The following is a 22,396-nucleotide window of genomic DNA, read 5'->3' as shown; positions in this document are numbered from 1 at the left end:
GCTACAGCGCGTCCGTGCCGCGTTCGCCGGTCCGGACCCGGATCACCGTCTCCACTGGCGTCACCCAGACCTTCCCGTCGCCGATCTTGCCCGTGTGCGCGGCGGTGGTGACCGCGTCGAGGACCTTCTCGACTACGACATCGTCCACCACGACCTCGATCTTGAGCTTGGCCACGAAATCCACCGAGTATTCGGCTCCCCGGTAAACCTCGGTGTGGCCCTTCTGCCTGCCGTATCCCTGGACCTCGCTCACCGTCATCCCGAGCACGCCCAGCTGCTCCAGCGAGGAGCGGACGTCGTCGAGCGTGAACGGCTTGACGATCGCGGTGATGAGCTTCATGCCTTGGTCTCCTCGAGTTTCGTGACGGGCTTGACCGGGAACGTCGCCGAGTGGCCGAGGCCGCCCATGCCGGTGAAGTCGTAGGCGCTCTCCGCGTGCTGGCCCTCGTCGATGCCGCTGACCTCGTGCTCGACGCTGACGCGGAACCCGCCCGCCTTCTTGATCGCGAAGCCGATGATCAGCGTCATCACGAACGAGTAGCCCAGCACCGCGAGCGCGGCGACCACCTGGATGCCCAGCTGCTTGAGACCGCCGCCGTAGAACAGGCCGTCCGCGCCCGCCGAGTTGACGCTCTTGGTGGCGAAGAACCCGATCAGAATGGTGCCGACCAGACCGCCGACGAGGTGCACGCCGACGACATCGAGGGAGTCGTCGAAGCCGAAGCGGAACTTCAGCGAGATGGCCAGCGCGCACAGCACCCCGGCGATCACGCCGATCGCGATCGAGCCGAGCGGGCTCACGAAACCGCAGGCGGGGGTGATCGCGACCAGGCCGGCGACCGCGCCGGAGGCCGCGCCGAGCGTGGTCGGCTTGCCGAACTTGAGCTGTTCCACGAGCAGCCAGCCGAGCACCGCGGCCGCGGTCGCGACGGTGGTGTTGGTGAAGGCGACGCCCGCCAGGTCGTTCGCGCCGAGCGCGGAACCGGCGTTGAAGCCGTACCAGCCGAACCACAGCAGCGACGCGCCGAGCAGGACGAACGGGACGTTGTGCGGACGGCCGGTGTCCTTCGGCCAGCCCTTGCGCTTGCCGAGCACCAGCGCGAGGGCGAGACCCGCGGCGCCGGCGTTGATGTGCACCGCCGTGCCGCCGGCGAAGTCAAGCGCCTTCAGCTGGTTGGCGATCCATCCGCCCACCGCGTCCTTGCCGGTGAAACCGTCGAACGAGAACACCCAGTGCGCGACCGGGAAATACACGATGACGACCCAGATCGTCACGAAAAGCGTCCAGCCCCAGAACTTCGCGCGATCGGCGATGGCACCGGAAATCAGCGCCGGGGTGATGATCGCGAACATCAGCTGGAACATGCAGAACGCGAGCAGCGGCAACGCGTCCGGCCCCGGCCACGGAACGGCGGGCGGGCCCGCGCTCGCGAGGCCAACCAGCTTGCCGAACGCGTCCGACAGGCCGGCGTAGTCGAAGTTCCCGACCAGGCCGCCGAAAGCGTCGTCGCCGAAGGACAGCGAGAACCCGAAGAGCACCCACAGCACCCCGACTATGGCGAGTGCGATGAAGTTCATCATCAACATGTTCAAAACGCTCTTCGCGCGGACCATGCCGCCGTAGAAGAACGCGAGGCCCGGGGTCATCAGCATGACCAGCGCGGCGCTGATCAGCACCCAGGCGGTATCTCCGGCGTTCAGCACAATCGTCCTCCCGTGCCGTGGGCAACTGCTGAGGAAGTGTTGGCCGCGGGTGTTTCACCAGGCTTCGGTTCACGTTTCCCTCGCGTGAACTCCGGTGCGGTGGTTGTTACGGGGACGTTTCCGCGGACCCGGGGCGAAATGTCCGGTCAGGCAACCTCATGGTCGAATACCGACATGTCTTTGCCGGATCGGGTGATTGATGCACTGCGTTGTTCGGTGTGCGGGGAGCCGGTCTCGCTGACCGGCCGGACGCTGCGCTGCGCACGGCGGCACGCGTTCGATCTGGCCCGGCAGGGTTACGTCAATCTGCTGCACGCGCGCATCCCGGCGGGGACGGCCGACACCGCGCCGATGGTGGACGCGCGGGCGGCGTTCTTGTCTTCCGGGGCGTACGCACCGCTGGCCGAGGCCGTCGCTGCCGCTGGTTCTGCTCCCGGATTGATCATCGACGCGGGAGCCGGGCCGGGTTATTACCTCTCGCGGGTGCTGGACGACGCGCCGGACGCGGTCGGACTGGCGCTGGACGTGTCGGCGATCGCGCTGCGACGGGCCGCGCGGGCGCATCCGCGGCTGGGTGCGGCGGTGTGGAATCTGTGGGAGCCATGGCCGGTGGGCGACGGGGTGGCTTCGGTGGTGCTGGACGTGTTCTCGCCGCGAAATGCCGCGGAGTTCCACCGGGTGCTCGCGCCGGGCGGGAAGCTGGTGGTGGCGTCGCCGTTGCCGGGCCATCTCGCGGAACTGGGCGACCTGGTGCTCGCGGTGGACTCGCGCAAGGAAGAGCGGCTCGAGGCGGCGTTGGGCGGGTTGTTCGCGCGGGAGTCCGGGGTGGAGGTGGTCCGGACTCAGGCGTTCAGCGCGGCGCAGGTGCGGGATGTGGTGGCGATGGGGCCCGCGGGATTCCATCTGGACCGGGACGGGCGGCGGGAGCGGCTGGAGGCGGTGGAGAGGCGGGAGGTGACGTTGGCGGTTTCGGTGAGTGTGTGGCGGAAGCGGGACGATGTTTCGTGAGGGAGAGATCCGAGTACGTACAGCCGAGCTGAGCGACGTCGAGGCGATCTGCAGTTTTGGCGAGACGCACGTCCCACCGCACTACACCCCGCTGATCGGCGAAGCGGCGGCCCAGCGCCAAGTCCGCCAGTGGTGGAACGAATCGCACATCGCCTCTGCCGTGGCCGACGGGCGAGTTGTCGTCGCCGAAACCGGCGGACGCGTCGTCGGCGTCGGACAGCGCGGGCCGGACCACGTCGTCTACAAGCTCTACCTGCATCCGCACTACCGGGGCCGCGGTCTGGGGCCACGGCTGCTCGACGCCCTCGCCAGCCAGCTGCCGGACAGCGTCAGCCAGCTGCGCATCGAACACTTCGCCGCCAACGAGCGAGCCGGGGCGTTCTACGAGCGAGAGGGCTTCGCGGTCGAGCGAATCGAGCCGGACGCCAGTGGAGATCCAGCGCTCGCCGTGGTCTGGCGCGCCCGCCCGGCCACTCTCCGGGAGGAATAGCCCCCGCCCCCGGCGCTGGGTTAGCGTGGCGGTCGATGAGCGAACGCACCTGGGGCTTCCGCACCCGCGCCCTGCACGCCGGCGGCACTCCTGACCCGGCGACCGGGGCTCGGGCGGTGCCGATCTACCAGACGACCAGCTTCGTGTTCGAGGACGCGGCCGACGCGGCCAATCTCTTCGCCCTGCAGAAGTACGGGAACGTCTACAGCCGGATCGGCAATCCGACCGTCGCCGCGTTCGAGGAGCGCATCGCGAGTCTCGAAGGGGCGATCGGCGGGGTCGCGACGGCCAGCGGGCAGGCCGCGGAGTTCCTCACCTTCTCGGCGCTCGCGGAGGCCGGCGACCACATCGTGTCGGCTGCCGGGTTGTACGGCGGGACGGTCACGCAGCTCACCGGCACGCTCGCGCGGTTCGGGGTCGAGACGACGTTCGTGCACGGCGGCACCGAGGAGTACGCCAAAGCGGTGACCGACCGCACGAAGCTGATCTACACCGAGGTGATCGGCAACCCGAGCGGCGCGATCGCGGACCTCGCCGGGCTGGCCGATCTCGCGCATTCGCACGACATCCCGCTCGTGGTCGACGCGACGCTCGCCACGCCGTACCTCTGCCGTCCCATTGAGCACGGCGCGGACATCGTCTTGCACTCGGCCACGAAGTTCCTCGGCGGGCACGGCACGACGCTCGGCGGGATTGTCGTCGAGGCGGGGACTTTCAACTGGGGCAACGGAAAGTTCCCCCGGATGACCGAGACTGTCGACAGTTACGGCGGGCTCAAGTATTGGGAGAACTTCGGCGAGTACGCGTTTTGCACGCGGCTGCGCGCGGAGCAGTTGCGCGACATCGGCGCGGTACTGTCGCCGCATTCGGCGTTTTTGCTGTTGCAGGGCGTGGAAACCTTGCCGCAGCGGATGGACGCGCATGTCGTCAACGCGCGGGCGATAGCGGAGCACCTGAACGCCGACCCCCGGGTCGCGTGGGTGTCTTACGCGGGGTTGCCGACTCACCCGGATCACGAGCGGGCCGCGCGGTATCTGCCGCAGGGGCCGGGTGCGGTGTTTTCGTTCGGGGTGAAGGGCGGACGCGCGGCGGGCGAGAAGTTCGTGGAGTCGGTGGAGTTGTTGTCGCACTTGGCGAATGTCGGCGACGCGCGGACGCTGGTGATCCATCCGGCCTCGACGACACACGCGCAGCTGTCCGAGGACCAGCTCGCCGCGGCGGGCGTGGGCGCGGACTTGATCCGGCTGTCGGTCGGGCTGGAAGACGTCGAGGATCTGCTGTGGGATCTCGACCAGGCCCTCGACAAGGCGGTGCGGGCGTGAGTTACGAGGTCGGAGCGGTCGAACGGCGGCGTCTCCTGGGGCGCACCAAGTCGGTGACGGTCGTGGGCGCGTCGGCGAATCCGGCACGGCCGAGTTACTTCGTGGCGACGTATCTGCTGTCTTCGACGCGGTATGAGGTCACCTTCGTGAACCCGCGGCTCGACACGTTGCTGGGGCGGCCGGTGTACCCGTCGCTGGCGGACGTGCCAGGCGAGCTGGATCTGGTGAGTGTCTTCCGCAAGCACGACGACCTCCCCGGGGTTGCCGAGGAGGTCGTCGAGGCGGGAGTGCGGACGTTGTGGCTCCAGCTCGGCCTGTGGCACGAGCCGGTGGCGGACCGAGCCCGCGAGGCGGGGCTGGACGTGGTGATGAACCGGTGCGTGAAGATCGAGCACGCGCGGTTCGCGGGCGGGTTGCATCTCGCCGGGTTCAACACCGGGGTGATCAGTTCCCGGCGGCAAACCGCGCCCTGAACCGGCTACGCTGGGCGAAGTGAACCCGAACTGCCCGCACGGCTGGCTGCCGTCCGGAACCGAGATGACCTGCCTGGACGATCTCGAAGTCGTGTTCCACGGCGACCAGGTCTCGGTGCGATTCGGGGAACGGCACGCCGCCGATCACCACCTGGACCGGCGGTTGTTCTTCTCCGTCCGCGTGCAGGCACCCGGGCTCGACGCCCGGCTGGAGCACGTCACCAACTACGTCAGCGGCCGCGGCCTCGCCCGGTTCCTCGACGAGCTCGACTTCCGCGGCTGGGAAGGCGAGCGGCGCTGGGTCAACGCCGACCGCGACTTGAGCGTCTCCGCGACCTACAGCTCCGGCGGCCGCGTCAAGCTGGTCTGGACGCTGCGGCCGTGGCGGCACTCTGTCCACGGCGAGTGGGAGGTTGCCGCCACGACCACGATGGAGGCTGGCGCGGAGAAGGACGACCTGGCCGTCCAGCTCCACGCTTTCCTTACCGCCGAAGGGTTTCCTGTCGACTACGGCGAAACCGAGGTCAGCTGACCGTCGCCACGAGGAACTCCTCCCCCGCCGCCTCCAGCCCGTCCGGACGATCCGCCAGATACCGCTTGGTCAACTCGACCGCGCTGACGTGCTGGACGTCCTGAAAACCGCACTCCCGCGCGAAATTCAGCATCTCGTCCGGTGCGAAGAAGCTGACGAACGGCGTCCCAGCCGCCTTCGCGCCCTCCATGGCTGCTGCTCGGGCTGCCCGGTCAGGTTCGGCCAGGTACTCCTCCGGCATCTGGAACGTCATCGCCACCACGGTGCCCGGCGCGAACCCGGCGAGCGCGCGCAAGGTCGCGGCGTTGGCTTCGCGGGTCAGGTACATGCTGACTCCCGTCGACGCCACTACCGCGGGCTTCGTCACGTCGAAACCGTTGGCGGCCAAGCGTTCCGGCCACTGTTCGCCGGATTCGAAGTCGACCGGCACGAACCGGTACGGCGCGGGCAGGCCCAGCGCGGCGAGCCGTTCCCGCTTCCACTCCTGCGTGCCCGGCTGGTCGATCTCGAACACCCGCACGCCCAGCTCCGGTTCCCGCTGCGCGAACGTGTCCAGCCCCGCGCCGAGCAAGACGTACTGCGAAACCCCGCGTTCGCGCACCAGATCCTCGACGAACCGGCTGCGCAGCGCGATTCCCGCGCGGAACCGGCGGGTGAACTCCAGGTCCATGTCCGGCCGGGACCGCCAGTCCGGGCCGGGATCCGCCAGCCGCAGACCGATCTCGTCGGCCAGTGCGTGCGGCGGCGGATCGGCGAGCACGTGCAGCGCGCGCCACAGCGCGACGCGCACCGCGGTGTGGTCCGGCTCGCTCACTTCGGGGCCCGCAGAACCCAGGTCCGGCCGTCCGGATCCCGCACAGTCATCTCGCGCGTGCCGTAGTGGGTGTCCTCGAACGGGGTGACGACGTCGAGCCCCTCGCCGGCCGATTCGTCCGGCACCGCCACCACCACGCTCATGCGCGGCTCCTGGCTTTCCGGGACCTCGGCGACGAACACCGGCGCGCCGTCGCCGTTCGACAGCTGGCCCGAGTTGTGGCCGGTCTCGAAATCGAGGCTGAAACCGACGCGCTGCAGGAACTTCGCGGTCTTGCCCCAGTTGTGCGTCTCCAGGAAGAGCGTGGTGATGCCTTCGCTCATGTCAGCTGTCCTCTCGTTGTTCCGGCGGGGTGCCGAGATAGGCCCGCAAGGCCTCGGTGACCAGTGCGGACAGTGACTGCTCGGTCTCGATCGCCCGGTACTTCACCTGCTTGATCAGCTCGACCGGCAGGTAGACGTTGAATTGCTTGACCTCTTCACCGGCCATTCTAGGATGCTAGCAATCTAGCCAGCGGCGGACAAGGCCCTCCCTCGGCCGCCGTGAGAAGGTGGAGGCATGGCGAAACCCTCCGGGCTGCAGATCAGGAACATCATCGCCGCCGTCCTGATGGCTGCCGCGTTCGTGTTCAACCTGGTGACCGGCGGCCCGTGGTGGGTCACCGCGATCGTCGGCGTCGCGGCTCTGCTGTCGTCCTTCTCCGCCTACCTGAACCGGCCGAGCGCCCGCGGCTGACCCGTCCGGCCATTCCGGCCCGCACGCTCGGGCAGGAAGCTCTCTCGTTCAACCTTCGTCCGCACGGACGTCGCCTCCGGTTCAGCCGCCGCTGCTCTACTCGGCGCGGCCCGATCGCGGCAGGCGAAGGAGTGTTGGTGGCAGGGAACGGCTTCACCGTCCACACGGACGAGCTGCACAAGTTCAGCGAGTATCTCGACAAGACGACCGTGCCCACGGTGGACGAATCCGCGAAGGCGGTGGACGACGCCAACGGCGGGGACATCGACGCGTTCGGCGTCGTGCTCGCGCAGGTGCTCGCCATTCCCGCGCGGATCGCGCTGAAGGCCGTCTCCGACAATCTGCACGGCGTCGCGAAGGACGTGACCGACAGCGCGGACAAGACGCGCCAGGCCAGCGAGCAGTACAGCAAGGGCGACCAGGACCTCGCGAAGGCGTTCGACCAGTTCAAGCCGGAGCAGGTGAAATGAGCGTCGTCGTTCCCATCACGGATTCGAACAACACCACCGGCGCGGGAGCCATCGACAGCTGGCACAGCGTCGTCTCGTCGATCCAGGAGATCCAGCACCTGCACGGAGCCGACGCGGCCGCGGTGGGCGTCGAGATCGGCGTGTCGATCGTCGGCGCGATCGCGGACACCGCGGCGCTCGTCGTCGACCCGTTCGGCAAGCTGATCGCGGCCGGACTCGGCTGGCTGATCGAACACATCTCGTTCCTCAAAGAAGGCCTCGACAAGCTCGCCGGCGACCCCGCGTCGATCAAGAAGATGGCCGAGGAACTGCACAAGACCGCCCAGAACCTGCGCAACGCGGCGAAGGACCTCGACACCACGCTGCAGAAGACGGTCGTCAACTGGCAGGGCGAGGGCGCGGAGGCGTTCAAGAAGAACATCAGCGACCGGCGCGGCCAGATCGACAGCGCCGGACAGGCGGTCGACGTCGCGGGTTACGTCGTCGAAACGACGATGGCACTGGTCACCGTGGTGCGCTCGCTGATCCGCGACCTGATCACGACGTTCCTCGGCGACGTCATCGCGACCATGCTGATCGCGCTCGCGATGGCGGCGTTCACCTTCGGCGCGTCGATCGTCGTCGGGGTGGGAAACGTGATCCGGTCGGGGATCTCGCTGGCGCTGACGATGGCGTCCAAGATCGCGCGGGTGGTCGGCCTCGGCGGGCGGACCGCGAGCCGGCTGGCCCAGTTGGCGGAGAAGGTGAAGCCCTCGCGCGGCGGTGCCGGTGGCGGCTCGCACGGTGGCGGGAACAACCACGAGATGGCCGACCTCGGCGGGAACCACGGTGCCGGGAACCACGGCGGCGGGGGCGGGGGAACCGGCGGCCAGGGCGGCCACGGCGGGAACAACACTCCGCACGACGACGCTCCCGGCGGCAACAACCACCACGAGGACACTCCCGGCGGGAACAACCACCACGAGGATCCGCCGGGCAACAACACGAACCACGAAGACACCCCCGGTGGCAACAACCACCATGAGGACACCCCCGGCGGAAACAACCACGAGAACACCGCTCCCGGCGGCAACAACCCGCACGAGGACACCCCCGGTGGCAACAACCACCACGACGACGCTCCCGGCGGGAACAACCACCACGAGGACAACCCGGGCGGGAACAACAATCCGCACGAGGAGCGGCCGAACAACCAGCCGCACGAGGACGATCCGTTCGACACCTGGCTGGCCGCGGACCAGCACTTCAACCCCCCGCCCAACCGCCCGCACGACGCCCCGGGCGGCACCCCGCACGAGGACGCCCCGGGCGGCGGGGGCAACCACCACGAGAACTCGCCGGGCGGCAACTCCGGCCACGACAACACCCCGGGCGGGAGCAACCACCACGAAGACTCCCCCGGCGGCCACGACAACACCCCAGGTGGCAACAACCACCACGAGGACACTCCCGGCGGGAACGGCCACGACAACACGCCCGGCAACAACCATCACGAAGACACGCCCGGCGGAAACAACCACGACAACACCCCAGGCAACAACAACCCGCACGAGGACACCCCCGGCGGCAACAACCACCAGGACGACGCTCCCGGCGGCAACAACCACCACGAGGACAACCCGGGCGGCGGCAACCACGAGAACTCTCAAGGCGCCGGTGGCGGCGGGGGCAACACGGGCGGCGGGAGCGGGTCCGGTCCGCAGTCCCCGCTCAAGCCGTATGAGTTCAGCTGGATGAAGAAGCACGAAAGCTGGCTCGAGAACATGTGCAGCCTCCCCCAGGTCCAGAAGTACACCGGCGGGAAGAACGTCTGGAAGGACATCGTCAAAGGCCCGGAGAACTACTTCAAGACGCACCCGGACGTGTACCCCTTCCTCAAGGGGCTGGCCGACGCCAAGAGCAGCAAGAACTTCGCCGGCTGGGTCGGCAAGGACTCGATCAACTTCGACAAGGCGATCACCGACATCCACATGCAGGCCGAGGAAGCCTGGAAGGCCTCGGACGAGCAGTGGCGCCAGGAGCACCCGGACCCCGCGGGCACGGAGTAACGGACCGAAATGCCATGCGGGCCACCTTGATTCCCTCAAGGTGGCCCGCACGGACGTTTCCCAGACCGGAGCGCGGCTGGCTAGGGCGGAACCGGACTCAGTCCGACGTCTCCGCGAAGCGCGCGGTCAGGGCCTCCCGGCCGCGTTTGCTCAGCTCGCCGAACAGCCGCAGGCGGGCGAGGCCGCCGTCGGGGTAGATGTCGAGCCGGATTTCGGTGACCTCGGGGCCGTCTTCGGCCAGGGCGAACCGGTGCCGGGTGTCGGGCTGCAACCTGGTGCGCGGCAACAGTTCCACCCACTCGCCCTCGTCGAGGCGGCCGCTCACCGACGCCCAGCCGGGCGCGTTTCCCTTGAGGTTGCTGGTGTCCAGCTCCACGAACCGGATCAAGCCCGCGCCCGCCAGCCGGACTGTCGCCCAGTCGTTGCCGTCGTCGCGGCGGCGGGCGGTTTCCCAGCCCTCCGCCTGGTGCGCGGCCAGACCCGGCGACAGCATGTTGTTCGGCGACGAATAGAACATGTCGCTGCAGCCCGTGACGACCGCGCCGTTCTCCAACGCGGCCAAGTCCAGCGAACGCGGGTCGAGCAACGCCGGGTCGGGCACCGGCGAACCGTGTACCCGCAGTCGCGCGACGCCGCCGTCGGGGTGCTGGGTGAGGCGCACGTGGGTGTATCGACGCGAGGACGTCACTTTGTAGAAGTTCTCCGAGTCGCCGACAGCCGGTTCGTGGTCGACCAGGACGTCCCAGTCGGCGTCCTGCAGTTCGGCCGCGCTCGGATAGCCGGGAACCGACGTCGCCGCCACGGACACGAACGGCGGGTAGTTGCCTTTGAAGAACGCCGTGTCCACCACTACCCCGGACACCACGCCGCCGAGACCGAGGCGGACCAGGGCGTGGTCGTCGCCGGGTTCGCGGTGCCGCCGGGTCTCCCAGCCGTCGTACACCTGGCCCTTCGGTCCGAACGTTTCGGCGCGATGCGCCGGCCGCCACGGGTTGACCAGGTTTTCCTTTTCGGCGAACAGTTCGTCGCTCGCCCACATCACGGTGCCCCCGAACAGGCGCGAGGCCAGATCGGGCTGGGAAGTCCACTCCGGACGGTCGGACACGTGCTCCTCCATCTCTTTCAGCAATTGCCCCGGGTCAGCAGAGTTCCCCTCGGTTCGTCGCCGGTCACCGGCTCGCCGCGCAGCCACGTGCCGCGCACGACGCCGGCCAGCGGACGCTGGTCGTAGGCGCTCACCGGGTTGCGGTGCTTGAGCTTCGCGACGTCCACGACGAAGGCTTCGTCCGGCGCGAAAACGCAGAAATCGGCGTCGCAGCCCACTTCCAGTTTGCCCTTGCGCGTCATTCCCACCTGCGCGGCCGGACGCTCGGCCATCCACCGCACGACGTCTTCGAGGCCGAAGCCGCGCTGACGGGCTTGCGTCCAGATCGCGGGCAGGCCGAGCTGCAGACTGGAAATACCGCCCCAGGCAAGACCGAAATCGCCGGTGTCGAAGCGTTTCAGCTCCGGCGTGCACGGCGAATGGTCGCTCACGATCGTGTCGATCACACCGTCAGCCAAACCCTGCCAGAGCAATTCCCGGTTCGCCGCTTCACGGATCGGCGGACAGCACTTGAATTGCGTTGCCCCGTCCCGGATTTCCTCCGCGACGAACGACAGGTAGTGCGGGCAGGTCTCCACCGACAGCGCGACACCCTCGTTGCGTGCGCTGGAAATCAGCGGCAGAGCGTCCGAAGAGGACAGATGCAGGATGTGCGCACGGGCCCCGGTGCGCCGGGCCGCTTCGATCACGTGCGTAATGGCCAGGTTTTCCGCGCCGCGCGGGCGGGAACCGAGGAAGTCGTGGTACTTCTCGCCGTGCGGGTCGGGAGCCGCGTCGATCGCCTCGGAATCCTCCGCGTGCACGATCATCTGCGCGTCGAACGACTTCAGCTCGCGCAGCGCGGATTCCAGCCCGGCCGCGTCCAGCGGAGGGAACTCGTCGACGCCGGAGTGCAGCAGGAAGCACTTGAAGCCGAAGACGCCTTCGTCGTGCAGTCCGCGCAAATCCCCTTCGTTGCCCGGAATCGCGCCGCCCCAGAACCCGACGTCCACGTGCACCCGGCCGCTCGCCGCCTTGCGCTTGACCTCCAGCGCGGCCACGTCGACCGTCGGCGGCAGGCTGTTGAGCGGCATGTCCACAATGGTCGTGACGCCACCGGCGGCGGCCGCGCGCGTCGCGGTCTCGAAGCCTTCCCACTCGGCGCGGCCAGGGTCGTTGACGTGCACATGAGTGTCCACGAGACCGGGCAGCAGCACCTCGTCCGCGGTCAGGTCGACGACCCGCGTGCCCGGCATCTCGACGACACCGGGCTCGACCGCGGCGATCCGGCCGTCCCGCACGCCGATCGTCGCCGGGCCAAGACCGGCCGGGGTCACCGCACGCGCGGCTCGCACCACGAGGTCCATCGACGGCACCCTCCAGTTCCACGTTACGGAAAGAGTCTTTCGCTCACCGAGATTAGACACGTTCTTCCCGGCTCGTCAACGCCGTCCCTACCACGTTACGGTCACCGGGTGGAGTTGGAAGCGGAGTTCACCAGCGAGCCGTTCCGCGGCGAGGGCGCGCCGCCGGAGCACGCTGTCCGCGCCCGCGACGCCGCCGACGCGGCCGGGCTCGACACCGACTTCGGCCCGCTCGGCACCCTGGCCCGCGGGAGCGCCGACGAGCTGTTCGCCGCGCTGCCCTCGATCGCCCGCGCCGCACTCGAAGGCGGGGCCACCCGGGTGACGCTGCAACTGCGCCGGACCGACGATTCCGACGCGAGTCCAGCCGTCGAACTCAACAGCGCGCTCTCGCGGCTGATCTCCGACGTGGAACGCGAACTCGGCTCGAAACTTCGCGATCTCGACCGCCCGGAAAAACAGCGCGCGGTGCGCTTGCTGCGCGAGCGCGGGGCCTTCAACCTGCGGAAATCGGTTTCGGCCGTCGCCGAGGAACTGGGCGTCACGCGGTTCACGGTCTACAACTACCTCAACCGGGAAGCCGACTGAAACGGCCGCGAGCCGCGATTCAACAAAGTGTTGACGCACGCTCGGCCCGGCCGTACGGTCAGCGGAACACCACCTCCCCTCCAGGAGATTCCGTTGCCGCTCGCACTCGCCGAGTTCAACTCCGCGTCCGCCGCCGAACTCCGGCCCACACTCACCGCCTGCCTGGCCGTGCCGCGCTGGGTCGACACCGTGCTCGAGGGTCGCCCGTACGCCGATTTCGCCGCGCTGAGCAAGGCCGCGGACAGCGCGACCCCGTTGCGCCGCAATGAGATCCGCGACGCGATCGCCGCGCACCCGAGGATCGGGGAACGCCCGACGAGCAAGGGCAGCGACGCGGACTGGTCCCGTTCGGAGCAGTCCGGCGTGGACAACGCGGACGAATTCGCCGCCGCCAACGCCGAGTACGAAGCACGCTTCGGCCACGTGTTCCTGGTGTGCGCGAGCGGGCGCAGCGGCGAGGAACTGCTCGCGAACCTGCGCTCCCGGCTCGGCAACGACCCGGACACCGAACTCGACGTCGCCGGCGCGGAGCTGGCCAAGATCGCGCAACTGCGCCTGGCGAAAGCAGTAACGGCATGAGCCTCGTGACCACCCACGTCCTCGACACCGCGAGCGGGAAGCCCGCCGCAGGTATCTCAGTGCGCTTCGAGCGCCAAGACGGCACGGTGCTGGCCGAAGACACGACCGACGACGACGGCCGCATCCGCGATCTGGGTCCGGACACGCTCGATCCCGGCGTCTACCGGCTGGTCTTCGACACCGGGAGCTACCTCGGCCCGGAAGGGTTCTTCCCCGAGGTCACGATCGCTTTCCGGATCGTCGACGGCACGTCGCACCACCACGTGCCGGTGCTGCTGAGCCCGTTCGCCTATTCCACCTATCGCGGGAGCTGACATGGGAATCTCGTTGGGCCCCAACCAGTACGGCAAGGCCGAGGTCCGCCTCGTCACCGTCCGGCGCACCGGCGACGTGCACCACCTGCGCGACCTCACGGTGTCCTCGGCCCTGCGCGGCGACCTGTCGGCCACGCACCTCACCGGCGACAACTCCGCCGTGCTGGCCACCGACACGCAGAAGAACACGGTGTACGCGTTCGCCAAGCAGCAGGACGTCGGCGAGATCGAGGACTTCGCGCTGCGGCTCGGCCAGCACTTCGTCCGCACCCAGGAAAAGATCACCGGCGCGCGGATCGCCATCGAAGAGCAGGAGTGGGACCGCATCACGGTGGACGGCGCGCCGCACGACCACTCGTTCAGCCGTTCCGGCGGCGAACGGCGGACCACTACCGTCACCGTGCACGCCGACCGCGCCTGGGTGGTGTCCGGTGTGGACGGTCTGACCGTGCTCAAGTCCACCGGGTCCGAATTCCACGGCTACCCGAAGGACGAATACACCACGCTCGCCGAAACCGACGACCGCATTCTCGCCACCGCCGTGACCGCGCGCTGGCGCTACGAGGGATTCACCGGGATCGACTGGGCCAAGAGCCATCGGGAGATCCGGCGGACGCTTCTGGAAACGTTCGCCACCAAGCACAGTCTTTCGCTGCAGCAGACCCTGTACGCGATGGGCGAAGCCGTGCTGCGAGCACGGCCGGAAGTAGCCGAGATCCGGTTCTCCCTGCCCAACAAGCATCATTTCCTCGTCGATCTAAGCCCCTTCGGCCTCGAGAACTCAGGCGAGGTGTTCTACGCCGCCGACCGACCGTATGGCCTCATCGAGGGCACGGTCGTCCGCGACGAAGCCGAAGAGCCCGGCCCGGCCTGGACCGACGCCGTGCTCTAGCCCCGAGTCCCCTCCGGGAGAGCGCATGTCAGTTACACAGGAACGACCTTCTCGGCACCCCGTGGACGTGCGGCCCCCGTTGCCGCAACTGATCCTCGGAGGAATTCAGCACGTCGCGGCCATGTACGCCGGAGTAGTCGCGCCACCGCTCGTCATCGGCGCGGCCGTCGGCCTCTCCCCCGGCCAGCTCACGCTGCTGATCAGCGCGGCGCTGTTCACCGCGGGGCTGGCCACCCTGTTGCAGACCCTCGGCTTCTGGCGTTTCGGCGCGAGACTGCCGCTGGTCAACGGCGTCACTTTCGCCGCCGTAGCCCCCATCCTGTCCATCGCGGCCCAGCATCGCGACGGCAACGCACTGGGCGTCGTTTACGGCGCCACGCTCGCCGGTGGCGTGTTCGTCGTGCTCGCCGCTCCGTTTTTCTCGAAACTGACGCGGTTTTTCCCGCCGGTGGTGACGGGGACGGTCATCACGCTCATCGGGATTTCGCTGCTGCCGGTCGCCGTGCAGTGGATCGCCGCGCAGCACAAATCGGCCACGCCCAGCGGGCTCGCGCTGGCCGGGATCACCCTGGTCGCGGTGCTGGTGTTCACCCGGTTCCTGACCGGGTTCTGGAGCCGGATCGCGCTGCTGCTGGGCCTGGTCGCAGGCACCGCCGTGGCATGGCCGCTCGGCCAAGTCGACACGTCGACCCTGCGGCAGGCCCCGGTGTTCGGCATCGTCACGCCGTTCCACTTCGGCACGCCGGCGTTCGACGTCGCCGCGATCGTCTCGATGCTCATCGTGATGCTCGTGGTGATGGCCGAAAGCACCGCCGACCTGCTGGCACTCGGCGAGATCGTGGGCCGGCCGACCACCAGCCGCGTCCTGGCCGACGGCCTGCGCGCGGACGGGCTTTCCACCGCCGTCGGCACGATCTTCGGCGGGTTCGCCTGCACGGCGTTCGCGCAGAACATCGGGCTCGTGTCGCTCACCCGCATGGTGAGCCGGTACGTGGTCGCGGCCAGCGGTGCCGTGCTCGTGCTGCTGGGCGTGTTTCCGATGGCGGGCGGGATCGTCGCGCTGGTGCCGCAGCCGGTGCTCGGCGGAGCGGGGCTGGTGCTGTTCGGCAGCGTCGCGGTGAGCGGTGTCCGGACGCTCGCGAAGGCGTCGTTCGAACATCCGGTGAACGTCGCGATCGTCGCCGCGTCGCTCGGCGTCGGGCTGATCCCGATCGCCATGCCGGACTTCTACTCCGGATTCCCGGCGGCGCTGCGGGTCGTGCTCAACTCCGGGATCAGCGCGGGCTGCGTGACCGCGGTCGTGCTCAACCTGGTGCTCAGGCCGCGCTTGATAGAACGCTCTACTGTCAAGGAGCTATCCTCGGTGTCGTGACTGGCACCAAGGACCGCATCCTCGCCGCCGGGGCGGAGCTGTTCCGGCAAGGCGGGTACGCCGGCACCGGCATGAAGCAGATTGTCGAGAAGGCCGGCGCGCCCTTCGGGTCGGTGTACCACTTCTTCCCCGGCGGCAAGGAGCAGCTGGGCGAAGAAGTGGTACGCACCTCGGGGATGCAGTACGGGCAGCTGTTCGAAGTCTTCATCACGCCGGCGCCGGACCTGATCACCGGCCTCGAGACGTTCTTCGGAGCCGCGGTCACCACGTTGCTCGAAACGGACTACGTCGAGGGCTGCCCGATCGCGACCGTCGCGCTCGAAGTGGCGACCACGAACGAACCCCTGCGCAAGGCCACCGCGGACGTGTTCGAAGCGTGGACCAAAGGGGGAACCAACGGCTTCACCGCCTTCGGGCTTCCCGAGGAACACGCCCGCACGCTCACGCTCGCCCTGATCACCAGCCTGGAAGGCGCGTTCGTGCTGTGCCGCTCCATGCGAACGACTGAACCGATGGCGGTCGCGGGCGCGGCAGTGGTCGACGTAGCGCGACGGCTGCTGACCGAACTGGGTGACGACGGGAAACGACGTCCCGCGGACGGCTAAGCTGGAGTCAGCGTCCGGGTCCGCGGGAGGTGGCCGGTGTTCGGTCTCAGCATCGACCACATCGTGATTTTGCTGCTCGCCGGGTTGTTCATTCTCGGCCCGGAACGGCTGCCCGAAGCGGCGCGGTGGGTGGCGCAGACCTTGAAGCGGGCACGCGGGTTCGCCGCCGGGACCAAGGCCCAGCTCGAAGCGGAACTCGGCCCGGAGTATCAAGAACTGCGGAAACCGTTGCAGGAGCTGCAATCCCTGCGGATCGGCAATCCCCGGGCGGCCGTGACGCGGTATCTGCTCGACGACGTTCCCCCTGCCCCGCGCCCGGCCACGCCGCCTCCGGTTCCGGTCTCGGTTCCGTTGCGGGCGAACGAACGCCCACCGATCGATCCCGACGCCACCTGATCAGTCCGCCGCGCGCCACGCCCATCCGGCCAGCACGAGCAGTTCGACCAGCTCCAGCACGGCCATCAGCCGTTCCACGAGCCCGGTCGCGACCGTCGGCACATGCTGCCCGAAAGCGACATTGGCCACGAACGGAATGAGAAACGGCAGAAAGAACGGCACGGCCGCCACCGCCAAAATCCGCGAACAGCGCGCATAACCCCGCCACAGCGGCGAATTCCGGTGCGTCCAGCCGAGCAGCCATCCGGCTAACGGCAAACTCACACAACTGATTCCGGTCGCGCCCAGATGCACTTTGCCGACCCACGTCACCGCATTTCCCTGCGGATCCTTCGTGAACAACGCCACCGCGGCGAGCCCGGCGCACCAGGCGGTCATCGCGACGACCGTCAGCGTTCCGCGCAGAATCCCCCGGCGGCGCAGGACCACGGCGATCACCACCGAACCGGCCGACGTCAGCAGCATCGCCGCCGCCCACATCCACCAGCCGGGAGTCCAGGCGTAGTCGCTGAGCATCGCACTGACCGGGTCGATCGGGCCCCAGTAGCGGCTGACGTGCAGCACCACCAGGAACGCCGCCGCGACGAGCACCGCGGCCACCGCCGTGCCGAGCGCTCGTTTCGTTCCCCTCGCCGACGGGGCTGACACCAGCACCGGAGTCAGATCTGTCGCCACTGCTGGTTCTCCGCTCCCCTGCCTGATCTAGGAGAAAGCATATCCTGGCCGCGGGCCCGTCGCTTTCGGACAGTCTGGCCGAATTGCCGTGCATTCTCAGCGTCCTGCCAGAAATCGTGACTACCCTCGCGCTGGCTCGACGCTTTCTAGAGACGGGAAATCCATGCCTGCCGCGCGCGGTACGGAATTGCGGCTGCTCCTGCTCGCGGTGCCGATCATCTGGTTCGCGTTCCTGCTCGTGGACGCGAACGCTCTCGGGCACCTCAACTCCTCCACCGTCGGCTACGGCGCGTCGTTCACCGCGGTCGTGGCGGTGGCGCACCTCGCGGTCCGGCGCTGGGCCCCGCACGCGGATCCGCTGATCCTGCCGTGCACCGTCCTGCTGAACGGCCTGGGACTGGTGGTCATCCACCGGATCGACCTCGGCCTCGCCGACCAGGCGACGCAGCGGGGCAAGGTGTACTCCGCCGTCGCCGGGCAGCAAGTGCTGTGGACAGTCGTGGCACTGGCGTTGTTCCTGCTCGTGCTCGGGTTCGTGCGCGATCACCGCGTGCTGACCCGATACGGCTACCTCGCCGGGCTGGCCGGGATCGTCGCGGTCCTGCTGCCCGCGCTGCTGCCGGCGGCTTTGTCGGAAGCCGGCGGCGCGAAGGTGTGGATCAAGATCGGCCCGCTGTCGATCCAGCCGGGCGAGTTCGCGAAGCTGCTGCTGATCGTCTTCGCCGCGACCACGCTGGTGGCGAAACGGGAACTGTTCCGGGTCGCCGGGCGGAAGGTGCTCGGCGTCGAACTGCCGAGGGCGCGCGACCTCGGGCCGATCATCCTCGCCGCGCTCGGCTGTGTCGCGGTGCTGGCGTTCGAGAAGGAACTGGGGGCCTCGCTGCTGTTCTTCGGGATCGTGCTGGTGATGATCTACCTGGCGACCGAGCGGGTGATCTGGGTGTACGCCGGGCTGGCCGTGTTCGCCGTCGGCTGCGTGCTGGCGTACTCCCTGTTCAACCACGTGCGGCAGCGGGTCGCGAACTGGATGGACCCGCTCGCGACCTATGACCAGCCGGGCGGCGGATACCAGGTCGCGCAAGGGCTGTTCGGCCTCGGCACCGGCGGCATGGGCGGAACCGGCCTCGGCGCGGGCAGGCCGGACATCGTCCCCGAGGCGAACACCGACTTCATCACCGCCAGCATCGGCGAGGAACTGGGCTTTCTCGGGCTGGCCGCGGTACTCATGCTGTACCTGCTGATCGCGCTGCGCGGGATGCGGCACGCGCTCGCCGTCCGCGACAGCTTCGGCAAACTTCTCGGCGGCGGGCTCGCGTTCACCGTGGTGATGCAGATCTTCGTGGTCGTCGGCGGGGTGACGAAGCTGATCCCGGAAACCGGCATTACCGCGCCGTTCCTGTCGAAAGGCGGTTCGTCGCTGCTCGCGAACTACATCCTGGTCGCGTTGCTGCTGCGGATCTCCGACGCGGCGCGGCAGCCGAGCACGACGGAGCCGGTGCAAGCGGCGCGGGCGCCGTTGGCGGAGACGGGAACGGTGCTGGTCAAACGACCGCAGTGAGCTGGAGGTCTGCTGCTCACCCCTCCCGCAGCCGCGCGCTCGCCTTCGCCAGTTCCCCCGCGATCGCCGACTCGTCCGCCGACCGCAGCTCTCCGCGCTCCACCACCGTCTTCCCGCCCACGAACAACCTCCGCAACGGAGGCGGTGCGGCCAGCACCAACGCCGCGACCGGGTCCTCGATGCCCGCGTAGTTCAGCCCGTTCAGATCCCACACCGCCAGATCCGCGAGCTTCCCCGCCTCCACCGAACCCAGCTCCCGCTCCCGGCCGAGACACCGCGCGCCGCCCATCGTCCCGAGCCACAACGCTTCCCGTGTCGTCAGTCCCTTCGGCCCGCCGCGTTGCCGGGCTTGCAGCAACGCCTGATGCAGTTCCTCCGCCAAGCCGCCGGATTCGCTCGAGGCCGCGCCGTCAACGCCCAGCCCGACCGGAGCGCCGGCGTCCAGCAAATCCCGCACCGGGGCGATTCCGCTGCCCAGCCGCCCGTTCGACGTCGGGCAATGCGCGGAACCCGTAGCCGTCGCGCCGAACCGGCGGATCGCGTCCGGCGCGAGGTGCACGGTGTGCGCGAGCCAGACGTCCGGGGCCAGCCAGCCCAGCTTGTCCGCGTACTCCGCGGGCGTTAGGCCGGTTTCGGCGAGGCATTGCTTTTCCTCGTCCTGGGTTTCGGCCAGATGCGTGTGCAGCCGGACCCCCTTGCGGCGAGCCAGTTCGGCCGAATCGGCCATCAGCCGCTCGGTGACGGTGAACGGCGAGCACGGGCCCGCCGCGATCTGCAGGTGCGCGCCCGGCGAGGCGTCGTGGTACCGGTCGATCGCCGCTTCGGTGCCGAGAAGAGCGTCTTCGGCGGACTCGACCAGGCTGTCCGGCGGCAGCCCACCGTCCGATTCGCCGCGGTCCATCGAGCCGCGGACCAGGTGCAGCCGTAACCCGATCCGTTCCCGGGCGGCGACGAGCGCGGCCACCTGATCGCCGCCGTCGCGCGGGAAGACGTAGTGATGGTCAGCGACCGTGGTGCAGCCGCTCAGGGCCAGCCGGGCCATTCCGGCGGCACCCGCGGCGTGGGTGAGGTCCGCGTCCAGTTTGGCCCACACCGGGTACAGCGCGACCAGCCACTCGAACAACGTGTGGTCGGCGGCGAGACCGCGGGTGGCCCATTGGTAGAGGTGGTGGTGCGTGTTCACCAAGCCGGGCGTGACGAGGCAGCCCGTGGCGTCGACGCGTTCGTCGGCCTCGCCGGAATAGGCGCCGTCGCCGACCGCCGCGATGCGGTCGTCCTCAAGCACGACGTGCCCGGTGCGGTACTCGGGACCGCTGACCGTCGCGATCGCGGCGTTCTCGACGACTGTCCTCATGCGACACTCACCTCCGGAAGCTCTCGGGAGTGGCTACCCGGAAACCGCGGCAGCCACTCCCGAAACGCTTCACAACGCCTTGGCCGCGCGATCCGCCACCAGGTTCAGGAACCGGCTCGGATCGGTCAGCTCGCCGCCCTCGGCGAGCAAAGCCATGCCGTGCAACAGCTCCGCCGTCTCGGCCAGCGAAGCGTCCTCCGGGTGCTCGGCGAACGCCTTGCGCAGACCGGTCACCAGCGCGTGCTCCGGGTTCAGCTCCAGCACGCGCTTCACCGGCGGCAGCTCCTGCCCCATCGCGCGGTACATCTTCTCCAGCGTCGGCGTCAGATCGCCCGCGTCGCCGACGATGCACGACGGCGACGTGGTCAGCCGCGACGAAAGCCGGACCTCCTTGACGGTGTCGGACAGCGTCGCCGACATCCATTTCAGCAGGTCCTCGTACTCGGCCTTCTTCTCCTCGGTCGTCTCGTCGCCGAGGTCGACCTCGCCCTTCGCGACCGACTGGAACGTCTTGCCGTCGAAGCCGCTCACCGCGTCGGCCCACATCTCGTCGACCGGGTCGGTGAGGATCAGCACCTCGTACCCCTTGGCGCGGAACGCTTCCAGGTGCGGCGAGTTCTCGATCGTGGTGCGCGAATCGCCGGTCAGGTAGTAGATGTGCTCCTGGCCCTCCTTCATCCGCGACACGTAGTCGCGCAGCGAGGTCGGCTTCTCCGCGTGGTGCGTCGAGGCGAACGACGAGATCTCCAGGATCTGCTCGCGGTTCTCCGGGTCGTCGAGCAGGCCTTCCTTGATCGCGCGGCCGAACTCGGACCAGAACTTCGCGTACTTCTCGGCGTCCTCAGTCATCATCGTCTTGACCGTGGAGAGGATCTTCTTCTCCAGCCGCCGCCGGATCGCGCGGATCTGCCGGTCTTGCTGCAGGATCTCGCGCGATACGTTCAGCGAGAGGTCCTGTGCGTCGACGACCCCCTTCACGAAGCGCAGGTAGTTCGGCATCAGCGCTTCGCAGTCGTCCATGATGAACACGCGCTTGACGTACAGCTGCACGCCGCGCTTCGCGTCCCGCATGAACAGGTCCACCGGCGCGCGCGAGGGCAGGAACAGCAGCGCCTGGTATTCGAAGGTGCCCTCGGCCTGCATCCGGACCGTCTCGAGCGGATCGGTCCAGTCGTGGCTGATGTGCTTGTAGAACTCGTGGTACTCCTCGTCGGAAACCTCGTCCTTCGACCGCGCCCACAGCGCCTTCATCGAGTTGACGGTCTCGAGACCCTCTTCGCCCTCGCCGGTCTTGGCCATCTGGACCGGCCAGGTGATGAAGTCGGAGTAGCGCTTGACGATCTCGCGCACCTTCCACGGCGACGTGTAGTCGTAGAGGTGGTCCTCGTCGTCGGCGGGCTTGAGGTGCAGCGTCACCGAGGTGCCCTGCGGAGCGTCCGAGAGCTGCTCGATCGTGTAGGTGCCCTCGCCGGTCGATTCCCAGCGGACGCCCTCGTCCGTGCCCGCGCGCCGGGTCACCAGCGTGACCTTGTCGGCGACCATGAAGCTGGAGTAGAAGCCGACGCCGAACTGCCCGATCAGGTCCTGTCCGGCGGACTCCTTCGACTCCTTGAGCTTGCGCAGGAAGTCGGCGGTGCCGGATTTCGCGATGGTGCCGATCAGGTTGACGACGTCGTCCCGGCTCATCCCGATGCCGTTGTCGCGCACGGTGAGAGTGCGCGCGTCGGCGTCGGTGAGGATCTCGATGTGCAGGTTGTCGGTCTCGGCCCGCAGATCCTTGTCGCGGTACGTCTCCAGCCGCAGCTTGTCCAGCGCGTCGGAGGCGTTCGAGACCAGCTCGCGCAGGAAGATGTCCTTGTTCGAGTAGATCGAGTGGATCATCAGCTGCAGCAGCTGGCGCGCCTCGGACTGGAACTCCAGCGTTTCGACCGTCCCGGTTTCCTCAGCCATGGCTTTCGTGTTTCCTTTCCACCCCTGAAAGACCAGCGTGAAGTTTACCCAGGAGGTACGACAGAACGT

The 22,396-nt window shown here is 68.5% G+C and carries 26 protein-coding genes; 16 read left to right on the top strand and 10 right to left on the bottom strand.

Annotated features, from left to right (window positions below; all coding sequences use genetic code 11):
• Nucleotide 1: 1 nt before the first annotated feature.
• Together ACZ63D_RS28090 and ACZ63D_RS28085 are read right to left on the bottom strand one after the other, a co-directional pair.
• Nucleotides 2-340 (bottom strand): P-II family nitrogen regulator, encoded by a 339-nt coding sequence (locus ACZ63D_RS28090; RefSeq protein ID WP_043827775.1) that lies wholly within the window; start codon nucleotides 338-340, stop codon nucleotides 2-4.
• Nucleotides 337-1,704 (bottom strand): ammonium transporter, encoded by a 1,368-nt coding sequence (locus ACZ63D_RS28085; protein ID WP_465357347.1) that lies wholly within the window; start codon nucleotides 1,702-1,704, stop codon nucleotides 337-339. The genes ACZ63D_RS28090 and ACZ63D_RS28085 overlap by 4 nt, the downstream gene beginning before the upstream one ends.
• A gap of 174 nt (nucleotides 1,705-1,878) precedes the next feature.
• Here ACZ63D_RS28085 and ACZ63D_RS28080 point away from each other — a divergent pair, with 174 nt between their 5' ends.
• The 5 genes from ACZ63D_RS28080 to ACZ63D_RS28060 are packed head-to-tail and all read left to right on the top strand — an operon-like array spanning nucleotide 1,879 to nucleotide 5,529.
• A complete protein-coding gene (locus tag ACZ63D_RS28080; protein ID WP_465357346.1) occupies nucleotides 1,879-2,712 on the top strand; it encodes a putative RNA methyltransferase in 834 nt (277 codons plus the stop codon).
• A complete protein-coding gene (locus ACZ63D_RS28075) occupies nucleotides 2,702-3,202 on the top strand; it encodes a GNAT family N-acetyltransferase (protein WP_465357345.1) in 501 nt (166 codons plus the stop codon). The genes ACZ63D_RS28080 and ACZ63D_RS28075 overlap by 11 nt, the downstream gene beginning before the upstream one ends.
• A 35-nt stretch (nucleotides 3,203-3,237) precedes the next feature.
• Nucleotides 3,238-4,524 (top strand): O-acetylhomoserine aminocarboxypropyltransferase/cysteine synthase family protein, encoded by a 1,287-nt coding sequence (locus tag ACZ63D_RS28070; protein ID WP_465357344.1) that lies wholly within the window; start codon nucleotides 3,238-3,240, stop codon nucleotides 4,522-4,524.
• Nucleotides 4,521-4,997: a CoA-binding protein gene (locus tag ACZ63D_RS28065; protein WP_465357343.1), complete on the top strand. Its 477-nt coding sequence runs from the start codon at nucleotides 4,521-4,523 to the stop codon at nucleotides 4,995-4,997. The genes ACZ63D_RS28070 and ACZ63D_RS28065 overlap by 4 nt, the downstream gene beginning before the upstream one ends.
• Nucleotides 4,998-5,016: 19 nt before the next feature.
• On the top strand, nucleotides 5,017-5,529 hold the full coding sequence (locus tag ACZ63D_RS28060) for a DUF6228 family protein (RefSeq protein ID WP_465357342.1): 513 nt from the start codon (nucleotides 5,017-5,019) through the stop codon (nucleotides 5,527-5,529).
• On the opposite strand, the gene ACZ63D_RS28055 is transcribed toward ACZ63D_RS28060, so the two are convergent.
• Genes ACZ63D_RS28055 through ACZ63D_RS28045 form a run of 3 tightly spaced genes read right to left on the bottom strand, consistent with a single transcriptional unit; the run spans nucleotide 5,522 to nucleotide 6,832 of the window.
• On the bottom strand, nucleotides 5,522-6,343 hold the full coding sequence (locus tag ACZ63D_RS28055) for a class I SAM-dependent methyltransferase (protein WP_465357341.1): 822 nt from the start codon (nucleotides 6,341-6,343) through the stop codon (nucleotides 5,522-5,524). The genes ACZ63D_RS28060 and ACZ63D_RS28055 overlap by 8 nt on opposite strands.
• Nucleotides 6,340-6,666: a VOC family protein gene (locus ACZ63D_RS28050; RefSeq protein WP_465357340.1), complete on the bottom strand. Its 327-nt coding sequence runs from the start codon at nucleotides 6,664-6,666 to the stop codon at nucleotides 6,340-6,342. Before ACZ63D_RS28050 ends, ACZ63D_RS28055 begins: the two co-directional genes overlap by 4 nt.
• A 1-nt stretch (nucleotide 6,667) precedes the next feature.
• The gene (locus tag ACZ63D_RS28045; protein ID WP_465357339.1) at nucleotides 6,668-6,832 is read right to left on the bottom strand and encodes a ribbon-helix-helix domain-containing protein; all 165 of its coding nucleotides are present in this window, start codon (nucleotides 6,830-6,832) and stop codon (nucleotides 6,668-6,670) included.
• A gap of 69 nt (nucleotides 6,833-6,901) precedes the next feature.
• Here ACZ63D_RS28045 and ACZ63D_RS28040 point away from each other — a divergent pair, with 69 nt between their 5' ends.
• The 3 genes from ACZ63D_RS28040 to ACZ63D_RS28030 all read left to right on the top strand — a co-directional run bounded on the left by ACZ63D_RS28040 (nucleotide 6,902) and on the right by ACZ63D_RS28030 (nucleotide 9,596).
• A complete protein-coding gene (locus tag ACZ63D_RS28040) occupies nucleotides 6,902-7,078 on the top strand; it encodes a hypothetical protein (RefSeq protein WP_167441866.1) in 177 nt (58 codons plus the stop codon).
• A 137-nt stretch (nucleotides 7,079-7,215) separates the two neighbouring features.
• The gene (locus tag ACZ63D_RS28035) at nucleotides 7,216-7,548 is read left to right on the top strand and encodes a type VII secretion target (protein ID WP_465357338.1); all 333 of its coding nucleotides are present in this window, start codon (nucleotides 7,216-7,218) and stop codon (nucleotides 7,546-7,548) included.
• Nucleotides 7,545-9,596 carry a WXG100 family type VII secretion target gene (locus ACZ63D_RS28030; RefSeq protein ID WP_465357337.1) on the top strand — a complete coding sequence of 684 codons (2,052 nt, stop codon included), beginning with the start codon at nucleotides 7,545-7,547 and terminating at the stop codon, nucleotides 9,594-9,596. The genes ACZ63D_RS28035 and ACZ63D_RS28030 overlap by 4 nt, the downstream gene beginning before the upstream one ends.
• A gap of 97 nt (nucleotides 9,597-9,693) precedes the next feature.
• On the opposite strand, the gene alc is transcribed toward ACZ63D_RS28030, so the two are convergent.
• Together alc and allB are read right to left on the bottom strand one after the other, a co-directional pair.
• Nucleotides 9,694-10,713, bottom strand: a complete 1,020-nt coding sequence (gene alc / locus ACZ63D_RS28025; protein WP_465357336.1) for an allantoicase — start codon at nucleotides 10,711-10,713, stop codon at nucleotides 9,694-9,696.
• A 5-nt stretch (nucleotides 10,714-10,718) separates the two neighbouring features.
• Complete coding sequence (allB, locus tag ACZ63D_RS28020; RefSeq protein WP_465357335.1) at nucleotides 10,719-12,047, bottom strand: allantoinase AllB; 1,329 nt, start codon at nucleotides 12,045-12,047, stop codon at nucleotides 10,719-10,721.
• 108 nt (nucleotides 12,048-12,155) lie between these two features.
• On the opposite strand from allB, the gene ACZ63D_RS28015 reads away from it, so the two are divergent.
• The 7 genes from ACZ63D_RS28015 to tatB all read left to right on the top strand — a co-directional run bounded on the left by ACZ63D_RS28015 (nucleotide 12,156) and on the right by tatB (nucleotide 16,790).
• A complete protein-coding gene (locus tag ACZ63D_RS28015) occupies nucleotides 12,156-12,632 on the top strand; it encodes a helix-turn-helix domain-containing protein (protein WP_465357334.1) in 477 nt (158 codons plus the stop codon).
• Between the two features lie 93 nt (nucleotides 12,633-12,725).
• Nucleotides 12,726-13,211, top strand: a complete 486-nt coding sequence (gene uraD / locus ACZ63D_RS28010; protein WP_465357333.1) for a 2-oxo-4-hydroxy-4-carboxy-5-ureidoimidazoline decarboxylase — start codon at nucleotides 12,726-12,728, stop codon at nucleotides 13,209-13,211.
• A complete protein-coding gene (gene uraH, locus ACZ63D_RS28005) occupies nucleotides 13,208-13,525 on the top strand; it encodes a hydroxyisourate hydrolase (protein ID WP_465357332.1) in 318 nt (105 codons plus the stop codon). The genes uraD and uraH overlap by 4 nt, the downstream gene beginning before the upstream one ends.
• Before the next feature lies 1 nt (nucleotide 13,526).
• On the top strand, nucleotides 13,527-14,417 hold the full coding sequence (gene pucL, locus ACZ63D_RS28000; RefSeq protein ID WP_465357331.1) for a factor-independent urate hydroxylase: 891 nt from the start codon (nucleotides 13,527-13,529) through the stop codon (nucleotides 14,415-14,417).
• Between the two features lie 25 nt (nucleotides 14,418-14,442).
• Nucleotides 14,443-15,789: a nucleobase:cation symporter-2 family protein gene (locus ACZ63D_RS27995; RefSeq protein ID WP_465357330.1), complete on the top strand. Its 1,347-nt coding sequence runs from the start codon at nucleotides 14,443-14,445 to the stop codon at nucleotides 15,787-15,789.
• Nucleotides 15,786-16,394, top strand: coding sequence for a TetR/AcrR family transcriptional regulator (locus tag ACZ63D_RS27990; RefSeq protein WP_465357329.1), 609 nt, complete (start codon nucleotides 15,786-15,788; stop codon nucleotides 16,392-16,394). Before ACZ63D_RS27995 ends, ACZ63D_RS27990 begins: the two co-directional genes overlap by 4 nt.
• A 36-nt stretch (nucleotides 16,395-16,430) precedes the next feature.
• Nucleotides 16,431-16,790: a Sec-independent protein translocase protein TatB gene (gene tatB / locus ACZ63D_RS27985; protein ID WP_465357328.1), complete on the top strand. Its 360-nt coding sequence runs from the start codon at nucleotides 16,431-16,433 to the stop codon at nucleotides 16,788-16,790.
• Here the strand turns inward: tatB and ACZ63D_RS27980 are convergent, their stop codons facing one another.
• Nucleotides 16,791-17,465 (bottom strand): DUF998 domain-containing protein, encoded by a 675-nt coding sequence (locus ACZ63D_RS27980; RefSeq protein WP_465357327.1) that lies wholly within the window; start codon nucleotides 17,463-17,465, stop codon nucleotides 16,791-16,793.
• A gap of 163 nt (nucleotides 17,466-17,628) precedes the next feature.
• Here ACZ63D_RS27980 and ACZ63D_RS27975 point away from each other — a divergent pair, with 163 nt between their 5' ends.
• Nucleotides 17,629-19,023, top strand: a complete 1,395-nt coding sequence (locus ACZ63D_RS27975) for an FtsW/RodA/SpoVE family cell cycle protein (RefSeq protein ID WP_465357326.1) — start codon at nucleotides 17,629-17,631, stop codon at nucleotides 19,021-19,023.
• Between the two features lie 16 nt (nucleotides 19,024-19,039).
• Here the strand turns inward: ACZ63D_RS27975 and ACZ63D_RS27970 are convergent, their stop codons facing one another.
• Nucleotides 19,040-20,377 carry an 8-oxoguanine deaminase gene (locus ACZ63D_RS27970; protein WP_465357325.1) on the bottom strand — a complete coding sequence of 446 codons (1,338 nt, stop codon included), beginning with the start codon at nucleotides 20,375-20,377 and terminating at the stop codon, nucleotides 19,040-19,042.
• Between the two features lie 69 nt (nucleotides 20,378-20,446).
• Nucleotides 20,447-22,327, bottom strand: a complete 1,881-nt coding sequence (gene htpG / locus ACZ63D_RS27965; RefSeq protein ID WP_465357324.1) for a molecular chaperone HtpG — start codon at nucleotides 22,325-22,327, stop codon at nucleotides 20,447-20,449.
• Between the last annotated feature and the right edge of the window lie 69 nt (nucleotides 22,328-22,396).

The organism is Amycolatopsis sp. NPDC104775 (assembly GCF_055583325.1).
Note: the sequence above shows the minus strand (reverse complement) of the source record. Positions and strands in the feature narration are given on the sequence as shown.